The 17068-nt window shown below is 63.4% G+C and carries 20 protein-coding genes; 7 read left to right on the top strand and 13 right to left on the bottom strand.

The annotated features are described in order from the left end of the window. Positions 1-2: 2 nt before the first annotated feature. The 10 genes from HDE78_RS06125 to HDE78_RS06080 all read right to left on the bottom strand — a co-directional run bounded on the left by HDE78_RS06125 (position 3) and on the right by HDE78_RS06080 (position 8031). Positions 3-395: a PTS fructose IIA subunit family protein gene (locus tag HDE78_RS06125; protein ID WP_179477655.1), complete on the bottom strand. Its 393-nt coding sequence runs from the start codon at positions 393-395 to the stop codon at positions 3-5. Between the two features lie 37 nt (positions 396-432). Beyond that, a complete protein-coding gene (gene rapZ / locus HDE78_RS06120; RefSeq protein ID WP_179477654.1) occupies positions 433-1353 on the bottom strand; it encodes an RNase adapter RapZ in 921 nt (306 codons plus the stop codon). A 4-nt stretch (positions 1354-1357) separates the two neighbouring features. Beyond that, complete coding sequence (gene hprK, locus HDE78_RS06115) at positions 1358-2308, bottom strand: HPr(Ser) kinase/phosphatase (RefSeq protein WP_179477653.1); 951 nt, start codon at positions 2306-2308, stop codon at positions 1358-1360. A 177-nt stretch (positions 2309-2485) separates the two neighbouring features. Further along, on the bottom strand, positions 2486-2809 hold the full coding sequence (gene raiA, locus HDE78_RS06110) for a ribosome-associated translation inhibitor RaiA (RefSeq protein ID WP_179477652.1): 324 nt from the start codon (positions 2807-2809) through the stop codon (positions 2486-2488). A 149-nt stretch (positions 2810-2958) separates the two neighbouring features. Beyond that, positions 2959-4437: an RNA polymerase factor sigma-54 gene (locus HDE78_RS06105; RefSeq protein WP_179477651.1), complete on the bottom strand. Its 1479-nt coding sequence runs from the start codon at positions 4435-4437 to the stop codon at positions 2959-2961. Between the two features lie 100 nt (positions 4438-4537). Continuing rightward, positions 4538-5257 (bottom strand): LPS export ABC transporter ATP-binding protein, encoded by a 720-nt coding sequence (gene lptB, locus HDE78_RS06100; protein ID WP_179477650.1) that lies wholly within the window; start codon positions 5255-5257, stop codon positions 4538-4540. Positions 5258-5260: 3 nt separating this feature from the next. Continuing rightward, a complete protein-coding gene (lptA, locus tag HDE78_RS06095; protein ID WP_255457671.1) occupies positions 5261-5746 on the bottom strand; it encodes a lipopolysaccharide transport periplasmic protein LptA in 486 nt (161 codons plus the stop codon). Next, positions 5730-6410: an LPS export ABC transporter periplasmic protein LptC gene (lptC, locus tag HDE78_RS06090; RefSeq protein ID WP_179477648.1), complete on the bottom strand. Its 681-nt coding sequence runs from the start codon at positions 6408-6410 to the stop codon at positions 5730-5732. Before lptC ends, lptA begins: the two co-directional genes overlap by 17 nt. Beyond that, positions 6407-6952 carry an HAD hydrolase family protein gene (locus tag HDE78_RS06085; protein ID WP_179477647.1) on the bottom strand — a complete coding sequence of 182 codons (546 nt, stop codon included), beginning with the start codon at positions 6950-6952 and terminating at the stop codon, positions 6407-6409. The genes lptC and HDE78_RS06085 overlap by 4 nt, the downstream gene beginning before the upstream one ends. Positions 6953-7020: 68 nt before the next feature. After that, complete coding sequence (locus HDE78_RS06080) at positions 7021-8031, bottom strand: KpsF/GutQ family sugar-phosphate isomerase (protein ID WP_179477646.1); 1011 nt, start codon at positions 8029-8031, stop codon at positions 7021-7023. Positions 8032-8271: 240 nt separating this feature from the next. On the opposite strand from HDE78_RS06080, the gene HDE78_RS06075 reads away from it, so the two are divergent. Together HDE78_RS06075 and murA are read left to right on the top strand one after the other, a co-directional pair. Continuing rightward, positions 8272-8511 (top strand): BolA/IbaG family iron-sulfur metabolism protein, encoded by a 240-nt coding sequence (locus HDE78_RS06075; RefSeq protein ID WP_179477645.1) that lies wholly within the window; start codon positions 8272-8274, stop codon positions 8509-8511. 85 nt (positions 8512-8596) lie between these two features. Next, a complete protein-coding gene (murA, locus tag HDE78_RS06070; protein ID WP_179477644.1) occupies positions 8597-9856 on the top strand; it encodes a UDP-N-acetylglucosamine 1-carboxyvinyltransferase in 1260 nt (419 codons plus the stop codon). Between the two features lie 70 nt (positions 9857-9926). On the opposite strand, the gene HDE78_RS06065 is transcribed toward murA, so the two are convergent. From HDE78_RS06065 to purM, 3 genes are read right to left on the bottom strand one after another with little or no spacing between them, the layout of a single operon-like run. Then, complete coding sequence (locus HDE78_RS06065) at positions 9927-10640, bottom strand: DUF3108 domain-containing protein (RefSeq protein ID WP_179477643.1); 714 nt, start codon at positions 10638-10640, stop codon at positions 9927-9929. A 41-nt stretch (positions 10641-10681) separates the two neighbouring features. Continuing rightward, entirely contained in the window at positions 10682-11359 is a 678-nt protein-coding gene (gene purN / locus HDE78_RS06060; RefSeq protein WP_179477642.1) for a phosphoribosylglycinamide formyltransferase, read from the bottom strand. Positions 11360-11370: 11 nt separating this feature from the next. Beyond that, positions 11371-12438 (bottom strand): phosphoribosylformylglycinamidine cyclo-ligase, encoded by a 1068-nt coding sequence (purM, locus tag HDE78_RS06055; RefSeq protein WP_255457669.1) that lies wholly within the window; start codon positions 12436-12438, stop codon positions 11371-11373. A 115-nt stretch (positions 12439-12553) separates the two neighbouring features. Between purM and HDE78_RS06050 the strand changes: the two genes are divergently transcribed. From HDE78_RS06050 to HDE78_RS06030, 5 genes are all read left to right on the top strand, one after another. Beyond that, complete coding sequence (locus HDE78_RS06050) at positions 12554-13537, top strand: DUF2066 domain-containing protein (RefSeq protein ID WP_179477640.1); 984 nt, start codon at positions 12554-12556, stop codon at positions 13535-13537. 140 nt (positions 13538-13677) lie between these two features. Next, positions 13678-14874: an AI-2E family transporter gene (locus HDE78_RS06045; protein ID WP_255457667.1), complete on the top strand. Its 1197-nt coding sequence runs from the start codon at positions 13678-13680 to the stop codon at positions 14872-14874. Beyond that, the gene (gene hda / locus HDE78_RS06040; protein ID WP_179477639.1) at positions 14871-15578 is read left to right on the top strand and encodes a DnaA regulatory inactivator Hda; all 708 of its coding nucleotides are present in this window, start codon (positions 14871-14873) and stop codon (positions 15576-15578) included. The genes HDE78_RS06045 and hda overlap by 4 nt, the downstream gene beginning before the upstream one ends. A 593-nt stretch (positions 15579-16171) precedes the next feature. Next, a complete protein-coding gene (locus HDE78_RS06035) occupies positions 16172-16417 on the top strand; it encodes a Flp family type IVb pilin (RefSeq protein WP_343205688.1) in 246 nt (81 codons plus the stop codon). Positions 16418-16530: 113 nt separating this feature from the next. Next, positions 16531-17064, top strand: a complete 534-nt coding sequence (locus HDE78_RS06030) for a prepilin peptidase (RefSeq protein ID WP_255457666.1) — start codon at positions 16531-16533, stop codon at positions 17062-17064. The last annotated feature ends 4 nt before the right edge of the window (positions 17065-17068 follow it).

Below are 17068 nucleotides of genomic sequence, written 5' to 3'. Positions count from 1 at the left end.
AATCAGGCATGGTCGATAAAGATTCCGCCGCGTCCGCCGCTGGCCGCGATTTCGGCCAGCTCGTCCAGCGGTTTGTCGGCGTAATTGAGGACACGCAACAGCATCGGCAGGTTGAGTCCGGACACGCAGCGCAGGTGCACGCCGAGTGCGCCGAGCGAGAGACCGATGTTGCATGGCGTGGCGCCATACAGATCGGCCAGCACTAGGACACCGTCGCCGTGATCGAGTTCGCGCGCGTGGCGTGCGGTGAGTGTTCGCATCACGTCCGGGTCGGCCTGCGGCGGAACCTCCACCGCAGCAACTTGCAGCGGCAGTTTGGGCATGACGTGATGCGCGGCGGCGATCAGCGCATTGCCGACCGCTTCGTGCGTCATCAAAAGTACGCTGACGTTCATGCCGTTGACCCTGTAGTGATATGACGAGGCATGGTGGTCACTCGAGTTCGCGATGGAAGGTGAGTACGCCCTCGCGTTGGGCGCGAAAATGGGCGGCAAGTTTTTCGACCAGATAGACCGAACGATGGCGACCGCCGGTGCAGCCGATGGCGATGGTCATGTAGCTGCGATCGTCCTGTTCGAAGCGCGGCACCCACGCGTCCAGCCAGCGTGCGGTGTCGGCAAAGTATTCGCCGACCAGCGGCTCGACGTCGAGAAAGTCGCGTACCGGTGCGTCCTTGCCGGACAGCGGGCGCAGATGCGGCTGCCAGTGCGGATTGGGCAGACAGCGCGCGTCGAACACGAAGTCCGAATCCAGCGGCAGCCCGCGGCGGAACGCGAACGACTGGAACATCAGCGTCAGCCCTTCGGTGGCCCGGGCGTAGCCGGTGGCGATAAGCCGACGCAGCTGATGCACGTTGAGCTCGCTGGAGTCGATCACCTTTTCGGCGATCGCCATCAGCGGCCGCAGCAGGCGACGCTCCTCGGCAATGGCGTCGGCCAGCGACACGCCGCGCATCGCGAGTGGATGGCGCCGACGGCTTTCCGAATAGCGTTTGATCAGCACTTCGTCGCGGCAGTCGAGAAACACCAGCTGCACCTGGACGCCGGCCGCGGCCAGATCGGAAAGCACCTGCGGCATATGCGCGAAGTCGGTGCCGCGGTTGCGGACATCGACGCCCACGGCAATGCGCCGATGCATGCCGCCGCTGCCCGGGTCGTCATGACCGCCGATCACCGCGTTGACCAGCTGCGGCAGCAGTGCCGACGGCAGATTGTCGACGCAATAGAATTCGAGATCTTCCAGCGCGCGCAGCGCCACCGTCTTGCCGCCGCCGGACAGACCGGTCAGCACGATGAGATGAATCTCGCGCGCGTCGACCAGCGGTGTGATCAGCGGTTTGCCGTCGTCAGTCATGCCATCACCACGGCGGTAGCCGGTTCAGTTGATGCGCCTGGCGATCGATAAAGGTCTGCGCCGGGTCGATGCCCTTGCTCTTCAGCGCGTGGCTGCGCACAGCGGCCTCCACCAGCACGGCGAGGTTGCGTCCCGGCGCCACCGGGATGGTGATCATCGGTACGGCCACGTCGAAGATCTCGCGATGGCCGATGTCGCCGGTGAGCCGGGTCAGCGCGTCGGTATCCTCACCGTCGCGCAATGGCTTGAGGTGGATCACCAGGCGCAGGTACTTGGACGGCTTGACCGACATGTGGCCGAACATCTCGCGGATGTTGAGCACGCCCAGGCCGCGCACTTCGAGCAGATCCTGCAATAGTTCGGGGCAGGTGCCGTCGATCACGTCCGGCGCGATAAGGGTGAACTCGGTGGCGTCATCGGCGACCAGGCGATGGCCGCGGCTGATCAGCTCCAGCGCCAGCTCGCTCTTGCCCGAGCCGGCTTCGCCGGTGATCAGCACGCCGATGGAAAACACTTCCAGAAACACGCCGTGCAGGGTGGTCTTGGCGGCCAGCAGGCGCGCTAGGTGATATTGCAGATAGGTGAGCAGCTCGTGCCCGCGCTTGGGGCTGATCCACAGCGGCGTATTGGTTTCCTCGGCGACTTCGCGCAGGTCCGACGGAATCGCCTGATCCTTGCTCACGATGAGCGCGACCGGCTGGTAGGCGGCAACCTTGTGGATCACTTCCCAGCGCTGGCGCGAATCCAGTCCGTCGAGAAAATTCAGTTCTTCGGTGCCGACGATCTGGATCTTGTTCGGGTAGATGACATTGAGATAGCCGATCAGCGATGGCCGGCGTGACTGCGTAGCGCCTGGGTCCAGCGCACGCGCCTCTCCCCGCATGCCGGAAATCCAGCGCAGCCCCATGCGTTCGTGAACGCCATCGTAAAGTTGTCGCGCGCTGATTCGATCCAAGGCCGGTCCTTCGCGCCGCGATAACAGCCCGGTGGGCCGGCGCGGCAGCATGACCATTGTGCCAGTTTGGACGCGGCGGCGCTCAGACTGCGGCCTTTCAGCCCAAGCCTTGCAGACGAATCGGCCCGCCGTGCCACCGATCGCGGATCGATGGCGGAGCGGGCCGTAGCGTGGGGTTTACACCGCCAGGCGGACTTCGCGCGCCTCGCGCTGATGCTTGTCGCAGACTTTTTCGCGATGCTTGCGCAGCTGGCAGAGCAGCTTGTCGAACATCACATCGATGGAAACGTACATGTCGGTTTCAGCGGCTTCGGCGTGCAGGGTGGCGCCGGTGGTGGCCAGGGTGCCTTCAACAAACTGCTGCAGCTTGTCGACGGAGATGACGACGGAGAGGCTGATCAGCCGGTTGTCCAGTCGTGTGAGTTTGTCGAGCTTGGCAGTGACGTGGTCCCGTAAGGCCTGAGTGACTTCAATATGCTGACCGCTGAGTTGGAATTGCATGGGCGCCTCCTCTGTTGGTGCATTTGCCGCATTTCGCGGCGGGTGCGACGGGCCTCTGTCATGCGGCAGGCGACGCGTCGTTTATCACTCTCTACAGGTATGTGGACGCTTTGGGCAGGGACAAGTTCCCTCCAGGATTCCGCGATCTGTCAGTTGGCGCGCTGACGTTCGCTGGAGCTGGGGATGCGCAGGCCTTCGCGGTATTTGGCGACGGTGCGGCGGGCAACCTGGATGCCTTTGCGATGAAGTTCCTCGGCGATGGCTTGGTCGGATAGGGGCTTGCGCGCGTCTTCGGCGCCGATCAGCTTGCGCAGCATCGCCTGGATTGCGGTGGCCGATGCGCTGCCGCCGTCTTCGGTGGAGACGCCGCTGGAGAAAAAATACTTCAGTTCGAACGTACCACGCGGCGTGTGCAAATATTTGCGCGTGGTCACACGGGAGATGGTCGACTCGTGCATGCCGACTTCTTCGGCCACTTCGCGCAGCACCAGCGGATGCATCGCTTCCGGACCGTAGTCGAGAAAGGCGCTCTGCCGGCGCACGATGACCTCGGCGACCTTGAGCAGCGTTTCGGCACGCGATTCCAGGCTCTTGATCAGCCAGCGCGCCTCCTGCAGCTGGCCACGCATCCAGCTGGCGTCTTCGCCGCGGGCGCGGGCGATCAGGCCGCAATAATGCTGGTTGAGCCCCAATTTGGGCTGGCAGTCGGCGTTGAGGCTGACCCGCCAGCGAGTGCCGTCGCGCAGGGCATAGACGTCGGGCGCCACGTATTCCACCGGCGTGGCGTCGAAGGCTGCGCCGGGGCGTGGGTCGAGACTGCGGATGAGCAGGGCGGCCGAGACCACGTCGTCTTCGGTGACGTGCAGACGACGTGCCAGGCGCACCCTGTCGTTGCGCGCCAGCAGCTCCAGCTCGGTATCGACGATACGCAGCGCCAGATCGCGATGCGGCGTGTCGGCAGCGAACTGCTCCAGCTGCACGCGCAGGCAGTCGCGCAGATCCAGGCTGCCCACGCCGGCCGGGTCGAAGCCCTGCAGGCGCCGGCGCACGGCGTCTATTTCCTCAATGCTGGCGCGGATGCCTTCCGGCAGCGCCGTCAGCAGGGTTTCCAGACTCTCGTCGAGGTAGCCATCGGCATTTATCGCGTCGATGAGCACGGCGGCGATGGCGTGCTGGCGTGGATTGAACGAGGCCATGTTGAGCTGCCACAGCAGGTGCTGCTGCAGCGTGTCGGGCGCGGCGTTCTGCGGTTCGAAATCCTCGTCGCCGCGCGATGCCGTGTTGCTGCTCTTGCTGCCCAGGCTGCTGCTGGAAAAATCGATCGGCGATTCGGCCGCACCGCCGCCTTCGGCCCATTCGCCGGTGTCGTCGTTGCTGTTGTCGTTTTCGGTGCCTGCGGCAGCGCTGGGGCGCTCCGGATTGACGTAGTCGGTATCGTCATCCGCGCCGTCGGCCGGCTCGACATCCTCGCTTTCTTCGGCGAACTCGAGCAGCGGGTTGCTCTCGGCGATCTGACGCAGTTCCGCCTCCAGCTCCAGCTGCGAGAGTTGCAACAGGCGGATCGCCTGCTGCAGTTGCGGCGTCAGGGTCAGCTGCTGATGAAGACGAAACTGGAGAGCAGGTTTCATGCCAGCCTGTTCGAAGGAACTGACCAACATCCTAACGCTTGGCTGCCGATGCGGCCATAGGCATGTGTGGAGGGCAAAGGTGCCAGCCTTGACCGGCGTCTCAAAGACGGAATTCGCGGCCCAGATAAACCTCGCGCACCTTCTCGTCGGCCAGGATATGCGCCGGCGTACCACGCGACAGCACTTCGCCGTCGTTGAGGATGTAGGCGCGGTCGCAGATGCCCAGCGTCTCGCGCACATTGTGGTCGGTGATCAACACGCCGATGCCGCGTTCCTTCAGGTGCCGCACGATGCGCTGGATTTCGCCGACCGAGATCGGGTCGACGCCGGCGAAGGGTTCGTCCAGCAGCATGTAGCGCGGCTGCGCGGCCAGCGCGCGGGCAATTTCCACCCGTCGGCGCTCGCCGCCGGATAGGCTGATGCCCTTCTGGTCGGCGATGTGCCCGATCTTCAATTCATCGAGCAGGCTTTCCAGCTCGCTGGCACGCTGCTGCTGGCTGAGTCCGTCGCGCAGCTCGAGCACGGCCATGATGTTGTCCGACACGCTCAGGCGGCGGAACACCGATGCCTCCTGCGGCAGGTAGCCGATGCCCAGTTTGGCGCGCGAATGCATCGGCAGGCCGGTGATGTCCTGCTTGTCCAGCTTGATGCTGCCGGCATCGGCCTCGATCAGGCCGACCACCATATAGAAGCAGGTGGTCTTGCCGGCGCCGTTGGGGCCGAGCAGACCGACCACTTCGCCCTCGCGGATCGAGAACGCAAAATCGCGCACGACCTGGCGCGCCTTGAAACTTTTTTGCAGACCTTCGGCAGAAAGCATCGGTTATGGCTGCTTCGATGAGGCGGGCGCGGGCGCACGGGCAGGCTGCGGTTTGGGCAGGATGACCATATGGACCTGGCCGTCGCTACCGCTGGTGCCGGTCATCTGCTGCGTCTGCGTGTTGTAGGTCAACTTGTCGCCGTGCGACTCGCCGCGGCCCTGCTGGTGCACGACCGCATGGCCGGTCAGTACGGCGATGCCGTTGATATTGTCGTAGTCCAGCGTGTCGGCGTCGCCGGTCATCAGATTGCCGGCATCGTCGATCTGCTCGATGTGCGCGAGCTTGCCCGGCGCAGCCGTGACATGGATGTGGCTGATTTGCGTATTGGCGTCGATACTCACCAGCGCCTTGTCGCCCGTCATCTTCAGCGTACCCTGCGTCGCCGTGACATTGCCGGTCAGCGTGGTGACGGTATTGGGCAGGTTGTAGCCATCGATGGACTTGGCATCCAGGTTCATCGGCTTCTGCCGGTCATCCTGTCGTGCCATCGCTGGCTGCAGCGCGAGCAGGCTTAGCAGCAGCAGGCCGAGCAGAGGACGGTTTGGGTGTGCGCGGCGGGAAAGTGATGTGGGAAGCATCGAGCAGCTCCAGATGGTTGTCGTTGAGACTGGCACGCATGCCGATCCCACGCATTGTACGTTGGCCTTGCACGATATTCGCCGATTCGGCGGTTTCCATGCGCTGTTCTTTCGGCCACGCCGTCACTTCGGACGTGTGCATGATCGTTTCGGCCTGGGCGACGCCCTTGGTATCGATGTAGGCCGGGCGATGCAGGTAGACCGGTCCCTGCAGTTTGAGCAGGGTGCCTTCCTTGTTGACCCAGCCGTACAGTGAATTGCCGTCCCAGTCGGGCAGGCCGGGAATCTTGGGCGGAAGCTGGAAGGTGGGCGTATTGAGATAGAGCGATTCATCGCCCTCGCGCCGTTCGATATGCGGCGACTGCAGCCGCATGCTCTGCTTGCCCAGCACGTCGTATTCGGTGACGTGGCTGTTGATCAGCGTATAGCCGGAACGCGGCGGTCCGACAAAATCATTCGGCGCGACCGATGGCCCGATCCACCAAAGCAATAATTGACCCATGCCGGCCAGCAGCGCGATGGCCAGCGTCGCCGCCAGCAGTCCGCGGTCGCGAAGATAACGGCGCAGGCTCACTGGGGCGGCACCGCAGCCGCGTCTTTGCCCTGGGCGTGCAGGATGAGATCGCAGACCTCGCGGGCGGCGCCAAGGCCGCCGCTCTTGCGGGTTTGCCAGTGCGCCTGTTCGGCAACCACCGGGTGGGCATTGGCGACAGCCACCGAGAGCCCGGCGAGTTTCATCGGCGGCAGGTCGGGCAGATCGTCGCCGACGAAGGCGGCCTGTTCGGTCGTGAGATGGAGTGCGTCCAACAGTTCGAGCAGGCACGCCGCCTTGTCGTCCTGTGCCTGGTAGATGTGTTCGATACCGAGTTCCTCGGCGCGCAGCGCCACCGGATGGCTGATTCGCGCGCTGATGATGGCCACCACCACGCCGTTCTGCTTCAGCCGCTTCAGGCCCAGGCCGTCGTGCACATGAAACACCTTGGTTTCGCGGCCGTCTTCGCCATACCAGAGCCGACCGTCGGTCAGCGTACCGTCCACGTCGAACACGGCGACGCGGATAGCGGCCGCACGGGCGAGAATGTCGGAAGGGACGTCGGCAAGGTAATTAATGGGCACGGGATGATGTTCTGAGGAAAGCCAAGTCAAGAGCGGCGTGTTTGATTTTTCTGATTTGCCAAGTCAAATCAGACCACGCGAGCCCGGAGCAGATCATGAATATTCAGTGCGCCGACCACGTGCTGTTCATCATCGACGACCAGCAGGGCGTTGATCTTGAGCTTTTCCATCAACTGCGCCGCTTCGGCGGCGAGCTTGCCGGCGCCGATGGTTTTAGGCTCGCGCGTCATCAGCTCGCCGACCTTGGCGCCGCGCAGGTCCACGCCGACATCGTCCAGCGCGCGACGCAGGTCGCCGTCGGTGAATACACCGAGCAGCCGCTGGTCGGCGTCCACGACGGCGGTCATGCCCAGATGCTTGCGGGTCATCTCGACCAGTGCGGTGGTGATGCTGGCCTCGGGCGATACGCGCGGCACATCGGTACCGCTGTGCATCACGTCGCTGATATGCAGCAACAGCCGCCGGCCCAGGCTGCCGGCTGGATGCGAGCGGGCAAAATCGTCCGAAGTGAAGCCTCGGGCTTCCAGCAGGGCGATCGCCAGCGCGTCGCCCAGCACCAGGGCTACGGTCGTACTGGTGGTCGGCGCCAGGCCCAGTGGGCAGGCTTCGCTGGTAATGCTGCCGTCCAGAACCACGTCGGCCTCGGTCGCCAGCGACGATTGGGACTTGCCGGTGATGACGATCAGCGGAATGCCCTGGCGCTTGATCATCGGCAGAATGAACAGCAGCTCGTCGGTTTCGCCCGAATACGACAGCGCCAGCACCACGTCTTCGGGCAGGATCATGCCCAGATCGCCGTGGCTGGCCTCGCCCGGATGCACAAAGAACGCCGGCGTGCCGGTGGATGCCAGCGTGGCGGCGATCTTGCGCGCGACGTGGCCCGACTTGCCCATGCCGCTGACCACGACGCGGCCCTTGCAGGCCAGGATGATGCGGCAGGCCTCGACAAACGCCGGCCCGATCCGTGGCCGCAGCGCCTCGATCGCCGATGCCTCCAGCCCGATGACCGAGCGCGCGCTGCGAACGATGAGGTCCGGATCCAGGGCAACGGTAGCAGGCGGAGCGATGCGAGCGTTCATGAAGTCTCTAGCGTGGGAAAGTATCGGCAACCGGCGGTTTCAACCCGGCGCCATGATGACACCGAACAGCGGCAGCCAAGACGCGGGCAATGTGGCTGCCATTTCTGCGCCAGCGTATTTCCATTACCATGGCACATTCGTACTTTAACGTCATAAGCCGACGCGTTGGATTCCAACGTCGCCAAACCGGCCTATCGGCTGACGCCCAGTCAGCTTTCATTCCCGAGGAAATCCCCTTTCATGGATCCAGCCAGCATCCAGGCACTGATCGAAAACGGCCTGGCCGGCGCCCAGGTTGACGTCAGCGGGGCCGATGGCGTGCATTTCGAGGCCACCGTGATCGCCAGCCAGTTCGCCGGCAAGCTGCCGCTGGCCCGTCATCGTCTGGTTTACGCCACGCTGGGCGACCTGATGGGCGGGGCGATTCACGCGTTGGCGCTCAAAACACTGACTCCCGAGGAAGCCGCGGCGCGTCAGTAATGTTTTTGCATTAATTGAAGCGTCCGGCATGGATGCCGGTTTGTTCTTTGCGCTCACGGAGGAGCGTACAAACTTTAGGAACATGATGGCCAAGATTTTGATCAGCGGCGGCGTGCCGCTCAACGGCGAGGTCGGCATTTCCGGCGCCAAGAACGCCGTATTGCCGATACTTGCCGGCTGCCTGCTGGCCGACGAGCCGGTCAGCATCGGCAACGTGCCGCACTTGCACGACGTCACCACGTTTATCGAACTGCTGGGCCAGATGGGCGTGCAGCTGGTGCTGGACGACCGCATGAAGATGCACGTCGATCCGCGTACCACCAGCACCTGCGTGGCGCCGTACGATCTGGTGCGCACGATGCGCGCCTCGATCCTGGTGCTCGGTCCGCTGGTGGCGCGCTTCGGGCAGGCCGAGGTGTCGCTGCCGGGCGGCTGCGCGATCGGCTCGCGTCCGGTTGACCAGCACATCCGCGGCCTGCAGGCGCTGGGTGCCGAGATCACCGTCGAAAACGGCTATATCAAGGCTCGTGCGAAACGGCTCAAAGGCGCGCGCATCCTGATGGACATGGTTACCGTCACCGGTACCGAAAACATCATGATGGCGGCGACGCTGGCGCAGGGCACCACGATCATCGAAAACGCGGCGCAGGAGCCGGAGGTGGTCGATCTGGCCAACTGCCTGATCGCGATGGGCGCGCAGATCGAAGGTGCGGGTACGTCCACCATGATCATCCATGGCGTGGAGCGTTTGCACGGCGCCGAATACGAAGTGCTGCCCGATCGCATCGAAACCGGCACGTTCCTGGTCGGCGCGGCGATGACCGGCGGCAAGGTCCGCGCCCGCCATGCGCGCGCGGACACGCTGGACGCGGTGCTGACGAAGCTGGAACAGGCCGGTGCGCATATTTCCACCGGCCCGGACTGGATCGAGCTGGACATGCAGGGCCGCCGGCCGAAGGCCGTGGATATCAGCACTGCGCCGTATCCGGCCTTCCCGACCGATATGCAGGCTCAGTTCACTGCGCTCAACTGCGTGGCCGAAGGCACCGGCATCGTCACGGAGACCGTGTTCGAGAACCGCTTCATGCACGCGCACGAACTGCAGCGGCTGGGTGCGGACATCCATCTGGAAGGCAATACCGCCGTGGTCAAGGGCGTCAAGGAAATGAGCGGTGCGCCGATCATGGCCACCGACCTGCGGGCGTCGGCCTGTCTGGTGCTCGCCGGCCTGGTAGCCACGGGCGATACCGTAGTCGATCGCGTTTATCACATCGATCGCGGCTACGAGAACATCGAAGAAAAGCTGGGCGTGCTGGGCGCCAAGATCCGTCGACTGCCGAACTGATCAGCTGCCTGCAACTCCCATAGAAAAGGCCGCTGATGCGGCCTTTTCTATGGGACGATCACTCTCGGTTTTATGGACGGCTGAAGCTGACCAACTGCAAGGTGAGATCGCCGCCGTCTGCCTGCGTGATCTTTACCGGCACAGGATATTTCTGCGGCACATACCAGGCGTCGAAACGCTTGCTGCCGTCGTCGCTGCGCGCGACTTTTTCCGCCTTGAACGTGCCGGCCGGCACCTGCACCGATTCGGTGCCGGTAACCTTGTACTGCTGCTGCTCGACGCCCTGGCGCACGCCGACCGGCACGGTTACCGTCCGCTTGCCGCTGGCCAGCGCCAGCCCGATCGCCAGCGGCAGGCTGTTGCGATCGGCCATGCCGGGAACGGCGGCGTAGCTGCCCGCACCCTTGCCCTCGTCGACGGTGACCTTGCCCGATGCCGGGTCCACGCTCATGTGGCGCTGCTTGCTCTTGAACGAGCTTTGCAGCTTGTATTCGTAGCTGAGCGTGGCAGGTACGTCGTTCTGCCAGCGAAAACGCGTGGTTTCCTCCGAGCTGGCGCCGATCATGGCGGCCATGCCGCCGGTGCCCTTGCTGGAGTTGCTGTAGGAATACTCGCCGTTGCCGGCGGTGCTGAGTTTGACGGTGGCGTCGCCGACCGGCTGACCATCGCTGAGCACCTGATAATGCGCAGTAAACGGCTGCGGCGAGGCGGCCAGCGCATTACCGGTGGCGAGGGCCAGTGCGAGACCGGCAGCAAGAGCGGGGAGGCGGGAGAAAGTTTTCATGCCGCAAGTTTTGCGCAGACATCCTGAACGTGCCGTGCAGATCAGTCGGCGATGACCAGGCCGTCGTCGAGCCACTGCAGTGGCTGCGCAAGCGCCCGCCCGTCGAATTGCACGGTGTCGTGCTCGAGCGCGAGCTTGCCAGCGGCGATATCGGCAACCACTGCGACAAGCAGCCGATGCTCCAGCGGCAGCAGGCGCTGCGCCAGCCGCTGTTCGTCGTCCTCGGGTTCGATGGTCATGCGCACCTGCGCAATCACCGGGCCGCCGTCCAGCTCGGCGGTGACGTAATGCACGCTGGCGCCGTGTTCGCGGTCGCCGGCTTCGAGCGCGCGACGGTGCGTATGCAGGCCGCGGTATTTGGGCAGCAGCGAGGGATGGATATTGATCATCCGGCCGATCCACGGCGTCAGCGCTTCGCCATCGATGATCCTCATAAAGCCGGCCATCACCAGCAGCTCGGCGCCGCTTTCGGCTAGGCGGCCGAACAGCGCCAGATCGAAGGCGCGGCGGTCGGGATAATCACGTGGATCGAGTACCAGCGTCGGAACGCCGGCCGATTCGGCAAGCGCCAGCGCGCCGGCGTTCGCCTTGTCGCTGGCGACCAGCACGAACTCGATCGGCACGTCGCCGCACTCGCGCGCCAGCAGCAGCGCCGCAAAATTGCTGCCGCGGCCGGAGGCGAGCACGGCGACGCGCAAGTGCTGTTTTCGCGTAGACATCGACCGCGCGCTCAGCCGATGCGCACGCGCTCGTCGCCGCGAGCCGGCTCGACTTCGCCGATGATCGAGCTGGCCAGGCCGTGCTTCTGCAGCAGCGCGCTAGCGGCGGTTGCCGCGTCGCGGGGCAGGATCACGGTGAAACCGATGCCGCAGTTGAACGTGCGCCACATCTCCTCGCGTGCCACGTTGCCTTCGTGCATCAGCCAGTCGAATACCGGCGGCAGCACGATGGTGCTGGCGTCCAGTGCAATGCCCAGACCTTCGGGCACCACGCGGATGATGTTCTCCTTCAGTCCGCCGCCGGTGATGTGGGCCATGCCGTGAACCGTGCCTTGCTTGAGCAGATCCAGAATCGGCTTCACATAGATAGTGGTCGGCGCCATCAGCGCATCGGCCAGCGTGGTCTCGCCGACGTCGAGGTCGAGTGGGCTGCCGGCGCGGTCGAGAATCTTGCGGATCAGCGAGTAGCCGTTCGAGTGCGGGCCGCTGGAGGCCACGCCGAGAATCACGTCACCGGCGACGATCGCTTCGCCGCCGAGCATCTGCGATTTCTCGACCGCACCCACGGTGAAGCCGGCCAGATCGTATTCGCCCGGTGGATACATGTCGGGCATTTCGGCGGTTTCGCCGCCGATCAGTGCGCAGCCGGCCAACTCGCAGCCCCTGGCGATACCGCCGACCACGGCCACGGTGGTTTCCACATCGAGCTTGCCGGTGGCGAAATAGTCGAGGAAGAACAGCGGCTCGGCGCCCTGCACCAGCACATCGTTGACGCACATGCCGACCAAGTCGATGCCGATGGTGTCGTGGCGGCCGAGAATCTGCGCCAGCTTCAGCTTGGTACCCACGCCATCGGTGCCGGAGACCAATACCGGTTCTTTATACTTGCCCGAAAGGTCGAAAAGTCCGCCGAAACCGCCAAGCCCGCCCATCACTTCCGGGCGGAAAGTGCGCTTGACCAGGGGCTTGATGCGTTCGACCACGGCATTGCCGGCGTCGATATCCACGCCGGCGGCGCGGTAGGTGAGGGCGTCAGACATGGCAGAAACCGGCGTGGATTGAGCCGCGCAGTTTAGCATTATGTGAGGACGGCACCGGGCGACACAGTGCGACCGGGCAAGCTGCCGATAGACGCTGGCGGCGCGATTGGGCAGACTTCCCCAGGGATTTCCCCGTTCGAAGATATCCAAGCCCATGCGCCTGTCACGCCTGCTCCTCGTCACCCTGCTGTTCGGTTTCGCCGTGCTGTCGCCGCTGCGCTCGCAGGCGCAGGGTTCGCCGTACTCGGTCATTGTGCCGGTCAACGACATCAGCGACGCCCAGCGCGACATCGCCTTCACCACGGCGTTGGGGCAGGTGCTTGCACGGGTCGCCGGCGGCCAGGATCTGCGCAGCAACCCCGGTTATGCCGATGCCACCAAGAACGCGGCGTCCTTGGTGCGCAAGTATCAGTATCAGCGCTCCGCTACCGGCATCAGCCTGCAGGTGGATTTTGAGCCGGGCACGATTCGCCGGCTGATAGCGACGCTTGGCGTGCCCAGCGCGGGCGTCAAGCCGCCGGTGCTGCTGCTGGTCGAGGGCGCGGACGGCAAACTGTTCGATTCATCGTCGCTGGGCAGCCTGGCTTCCTCGGCCAGCGCGCGCGGCACCAACGTGACCTATCCCGACGCCACCAGTCCCCCGGATGCCGACAAGGCAGCGGCGGCCGATGCGGCCACGCTGGCGGCGATCAATCAGCAGTACCACACCGGCCTGGTACTGGTGGGCAAGCTGCGCAGCGGTGGTGCCTCGTGGACGCTGATTTCCGGCGGCCAGCCACAGACCTGGAGCAATAAGGGCGCGACCGAGGATGCGGTGCTGAGCGACGCCGGCAATGGCATGGTCGACCGCCTCGGCAAGCAGCTCAACGTGATCGGCTCCGGCGTCAGCGAGGGCAAGTTCTGGGTCGATGGCCTGAAATCGGCGATGGATTACGCCAGCCTGCTGTCCGCGCTGCGTGCCGACCCGTCGGTCAGCAGCGTCAGTACGATCGGCGCACAGAACGATGGCGTGCTGCTCGACGTCAAGGCGTCGGTGCCGCTGAGCGCGCTGGCCGCCAATCTCGCCGCCGGTGGTCGCCTGCTGCTGTCGAAGAGCGCGCACGATGGTGCTGATGCCACGTTGAGCTGGCTGCACTGAACGCGCTGCTTGGTCGCCACTGACGGGCTGCCGTCGCGACCATTTCGACGCGGACGATTTTTGCGGCGACCGACCTTTCTGTTTCCTCACTGTCCATACCTACCCATCGGCATCCTTCGATCCGGTTTCAGGGGCTTTCCATGAACTTACCTGCGACACACGACGCTATTTCTCGCCGCTGGCAGATGCTCGCCATAGCGACCGTCATCGTTTACCTGCTCTGGCTGTTGTCGCCCGTGCTGATGCCTTTTGCCGTGGCCGGTATGCTGGCGTATCTGGGCGATCCGCTCGCCGATCGGCTGGAGCGGCTGGGTCTGAGCCGGGCACTGGCGGCGAGCATCGTTTTCCTCGTGCTGGTCATTGTGTTTGTAGCGGTGCTGTTGCTGCTGATTCCGTTGATATCGCGGCAGATCGAAAACCTCATCTCCAACTGGCCGCACTACGTCGATTGGGCGCAGAACACCGCGTGGCCCTGGGTGCAGACCAAGCTGCATCTTGATCCGAAGATGTTCCAGAGCGATCAGCTGATGGCCGACATCAAGGCGCACATCGGCTCGATCGGGAGCATCGCGACCGAAGTGCTGGGCAAGGTTTCACGCTCGGGCCTGGGTATCGTGCTGTGGTTGACCAACCTGGTGCTGATTCCGGTCGTGGCGTTTTACCTGCTGCGCGACTGGGATCGCTTGGTTGGCGCCATCGACCGCATGCTGCCGCGCTCGATCGAACCGACTGTTGCCTATCTGGCGCGCGAGTCGGACAAGGTGCTGGGTGCCTTTGTCCGTGGTCAGCTGCTGGTGATGCTGGCATTGGGTATTTTCTATGGCGGCGCGCTGTCGCTGGTCGGCATTTCGGTGGGCTTATTGATCGGCATCGTGGCCGGTCTGCTGAGCTTTGTGCCTTACCTCGGTTTCATCGTCGGCTTCGGCGGCGCTGTGATCGCCGTGCTGGTGCAATACGGCGACTTGACGCATTTGCTGATCGTGTGCGGCGTGTTCGTGGTGGGCCAACTGCTGGAAGGCTATGTGCTGGTGCCGAAGCTGGTCGGCGACAAGATCGGCCTGCATCCGGTGGCCGTGATCTTCGCCGTGCTGGCCGGCGGCGAGCTGTTCGGATTCCTCGGCGTGTTGCTGGCCTTGCCCGCTGCGTCGGTGATCATGGTGCTGCTGCGCTATCTGGTGGAGCGCTATCGCCAGAGTGAGCTGTACACCGAGGAAGGCGAAGAAGACCCGGTGATCGCGGAAGTGGAAATCGTCGTGCATAACGCCGATGGCAGCACGGTGGAAAATGAAACGACGGTGCCGCTGAAAGCCGGTCAGGTTCGTCCAGGCCAACCATGACTACGCAGTTGCCGCTCGCGCTGCGCTGGCCGCGTCGCCAGCGTTTCGAGCATTTCCATGCAGGCGCCAATGCCGCCGCCGTCGCTGCCGTGCAGGCGCTGGCAGGCGAGACGGATGCACCGTGGATTTATCTGCACGGTGCCCCGGGCAGCGGACGTAGCCATCTGCTGGTGGCGGCGTGTCAGGCGGCGCACGCCGCAGGGCGGGTAGTGCAGTATCTACCGCTGTCGACGCTCGGCGACAAGGCGACCGCGCTGCGCGGTGTCGTCGGCAGCGAGCTGCTGGCGCTGGACGATCTGGGCGCGATTGCCGGTGACCGCGACGCCGAGCATGCGTTGTTCGATCTCTACAACCGCGCCAAGGCCGATGGCAGCGCGCTGCTGTTCGCTGCCGACGCCACGCCATCGCAGCTGGAACTGACCCTGCCCGATCTGCGCTCGCGCCTGGGCGCCTGCACACAGTTCGCGCTCAAACCGCTGGATGACGACGAACGGCGCGCGGTGCTGAAGGCGCAGGCCACGTCGCGGGGCATCCAGCTCGATGACAGCGTGCTGGACTGGCTATTTTCCCGTTATGCGCGCGACTTGGGCGCATTGCTTGCGCTGCTGGATCGGCTCGATCAGGCATCGCTGGCGGCGCAGCGGCGAATTACGGTGCCGTTTCTGCGGGACTTTCTGCGTCAGGCCGATGATCCGCCGACCTGAGCGGCTGGTTTCTATGCCTGCTGAGCACCGCACAAACCCGACTCCCCAGGCGCCTCGATGGCGCCTTTTTTTCGGCTGCAACGATGCCTAAAGCGATCGCCGGTCCGATTGGACGTCTATCTCCATCGAGCTGGCGCCAAGCCGGTGGCATCCCTTTCCGGTCGCGGTACGTGCAGAGCGTATCTGGCGGCCGATTATCTGCATGCCGGGCAAACCCCCAAAGCGCGGCCGTGATTTCCCCGCGTCCTGTGCGGCCAGAACTGCCAAAAAAGGGCAGGTAGAAATCGTTTTAAGCCGTGCCGTTTTTGTGCATCGCCATTCAGAAAATGGGCAGAAAGTGAATGTCGAGGGGTCGTGAAGCAGAAAAACCTGAGGAAAATCACAAAATAATCGTCTTTTCCCACAGGTAACTTATTTCAGGCACGGCTAATGCATCAAATTACACGACGCTGGATACATCGAATCAATATTCAATTGGACAAGGTTTTTATTAAAGCATTAATCCGACGACTCGGTTATCAGCTAATAATCGGCTTGAGGATGTAAATACGGGGTGGGTCGTCCTGCAGCAATCGCCGCAGGTCTGTCGAACGGTGAAGAAGCTTTATCCGTTCATTGTCATGGTCGTACGAGGAGCACGTAGCTCCGGAGGTATTGAAATGAATGCATCAATCAGCAAGTTTCTTCGCGAAGAAGACGGCATTACGGCGCTGGAATACGGCATTCTGGCTGCGTTGGTGGCGACGGCATTGGGTGTTACCTTTCTGCCGAAGCTTAAGGATTTATACGCAACGCTATTTACGACCATGTCAAATGCGGTGGCGAATGCTAGCGGCTGAACTGGTGAAGAATATCTTCGCGGTTCCCGTTTCTTCATGACGACTAGTTGCCAAGAAGATACTTCATTGTGATTAGCCTATCTAACTAATAGCAAGTCATAGGGACGTAATGCATGACTTCACCCCCGCAGGCCATGGCTATTTTGCTCTGTCTTTTAACCATTGTCAGCGATGTTATTGAACACCGGGTGCGTAATACATGGTTGCTTGCGGCATTGATTATCGGCGCGGGTTGGATGATCTGGTCATGGCTGAATGAAAACGGCGCTCCGCCATGGACGGCAGGGGTCGGGTTGCTGATTGGTTTGCTGGCGTTACTGCCCTTTTACGTCATGCGCTGGATGGGGGCAGGTGACGTGAAGTTTTTTGCCACGCTGGGGTTTCTGCTGGGTGGCAAGGCATTACTGCCGATATGGATCATCGCCAGCGTGCTGGGGGGCATACATGCGGTCGCGATCTTGCTGTCCCGCCTCGTGATGCGACACGCCGGACCCGGGCTGACTGCCGTGCAGGCGCAGGTGGGGCAGTCGCATCTCTGGCAGCGTGTGCTCGCGGCCAGAGCCGGACGTAAAGGCCTGCCCTATGCCGCGTACATGGCCGTCGGCGCGCTGCTGACAATGAAATTTACGGATTTAACGCACTGGTGAAGCC

The sequence above is a fragment of the Rhodanobacter sp. K2T2 genome, from assembly GCF_013408815.1.
Lineage (GTDB): Bacteria > Pseudomonadota > Gammaproteobacteria > Xanthomonadales > Rhodanobacteraceae > Rhodanobacter.
Note: the sequence above shows the minus strand (reverse complement) of the source record. Positions and strands in the feature narration are given on the sequence as shown.

Coding starts and splice junctions, on each gene's coding strand:
- HDE78_RS06050 (WP_179477640.1), top strand. CDS start 12,554: ATGCGCCTGTCACGCCTGCTCCTCGTCACCCTGCTGTTCGGTTTCGCC.
- raiA (WP_179477652.1), bottom strand. CDS start 2,809: ATGCAATTCCAACTCAGCGGTCAGCATATTGAAGTCACTCAGGCCTTA.
- lptA (WP_255457671.1), bottom strand. CDS start 5,746: ATGGCACGACAGGATGACCGGCAGAAGCCGATGAACCTGGATGCCAAG.
- purN (WP_179477642.1), bottom strand. CDS start 11,359: ATGTCTACGCGAAAACAGCACTTGCGCGTCGCCGTGCTCGCCTCCGGC.
- HDE78_RS06125 (WP_179477655.1), bottom strand. CDS start 395: ATGAACGTCAGCGTACTTTTGATGACGCACGAAGCGGTCGGCAATGCG.
- lptB (WP_179477650.1), bottom strand. CDS start 5,257: ATGCTTTCTGCCGAAGGTCTGCAAAAAAGTTTCAAGGCGCGCCAGGTC.
- HDE78_RS06045 (WP_255457667.1), top strand. CDS start 13,678: ATGAACTTACCTGCGACACACGACGCTATTTCTCGCCGCTGGCAGATG.
- hda (WP_179477639.1), top strand. CDS start 14,871: ATGACTACGCAGTTGCCGCTCGCGCTGCGCTGGCCGCGTCGCCAGCGT.
- murA (WP_179477644.1), top strand. CDS start 8,597: ATGGCCAAGATTTTGATCAGCGGCGGCGTGCCGCTCAACGGCGAGGTC.
- HDE78_RS06080 (WP_179477646.1), bottom strand. CDS start 8,031: ATGAACGCTCGCATCGCTCCGCCTGCTACCGTTGCCCTGGATCCGGAC.
- HDE78_RS06030 (WP_255457666.1), top strand. CDS start 16,531: ATGACTTCACCCCCGCAGGCCATGGCTATTTTGCTCTGTCTTTTAACC.
- HDE78_RS06065 (WP_179477643.1), bottom strand. CDS start 10,640: ATGAAAACTTTCTCCCGCCTCCCCGCTCTTGCTGCCGGTCTCGCACTG.
- HDE78_RS06075 (WP_179477645.1), top strand. CDS start 8,272: ATGGATCCAGCCAGCATCCAGGCACTGATCGAAAACGGCCTGGCCGGC.
- rapZ (WP_179477654.1), bottom strand. CDS start 1,353: ATGACTGACGACGGCAAACCGCTGATCACACCGCTGGTCGACGCGCGC.
- purM (WP_255457669.1), bottom strand. CDS start 12,438: ATGCTAAACTGCGCGGCTCAATCCACGCCGGTTTCTGCCATGTCTGAC.
- HDE78_RS06105 (WP_179477651.1), bottom strand. CDS start 4,437: ATGAAACCTGCTCTCCAGTTTCGTCTTCATCAGCAGCTGACCCTGACG.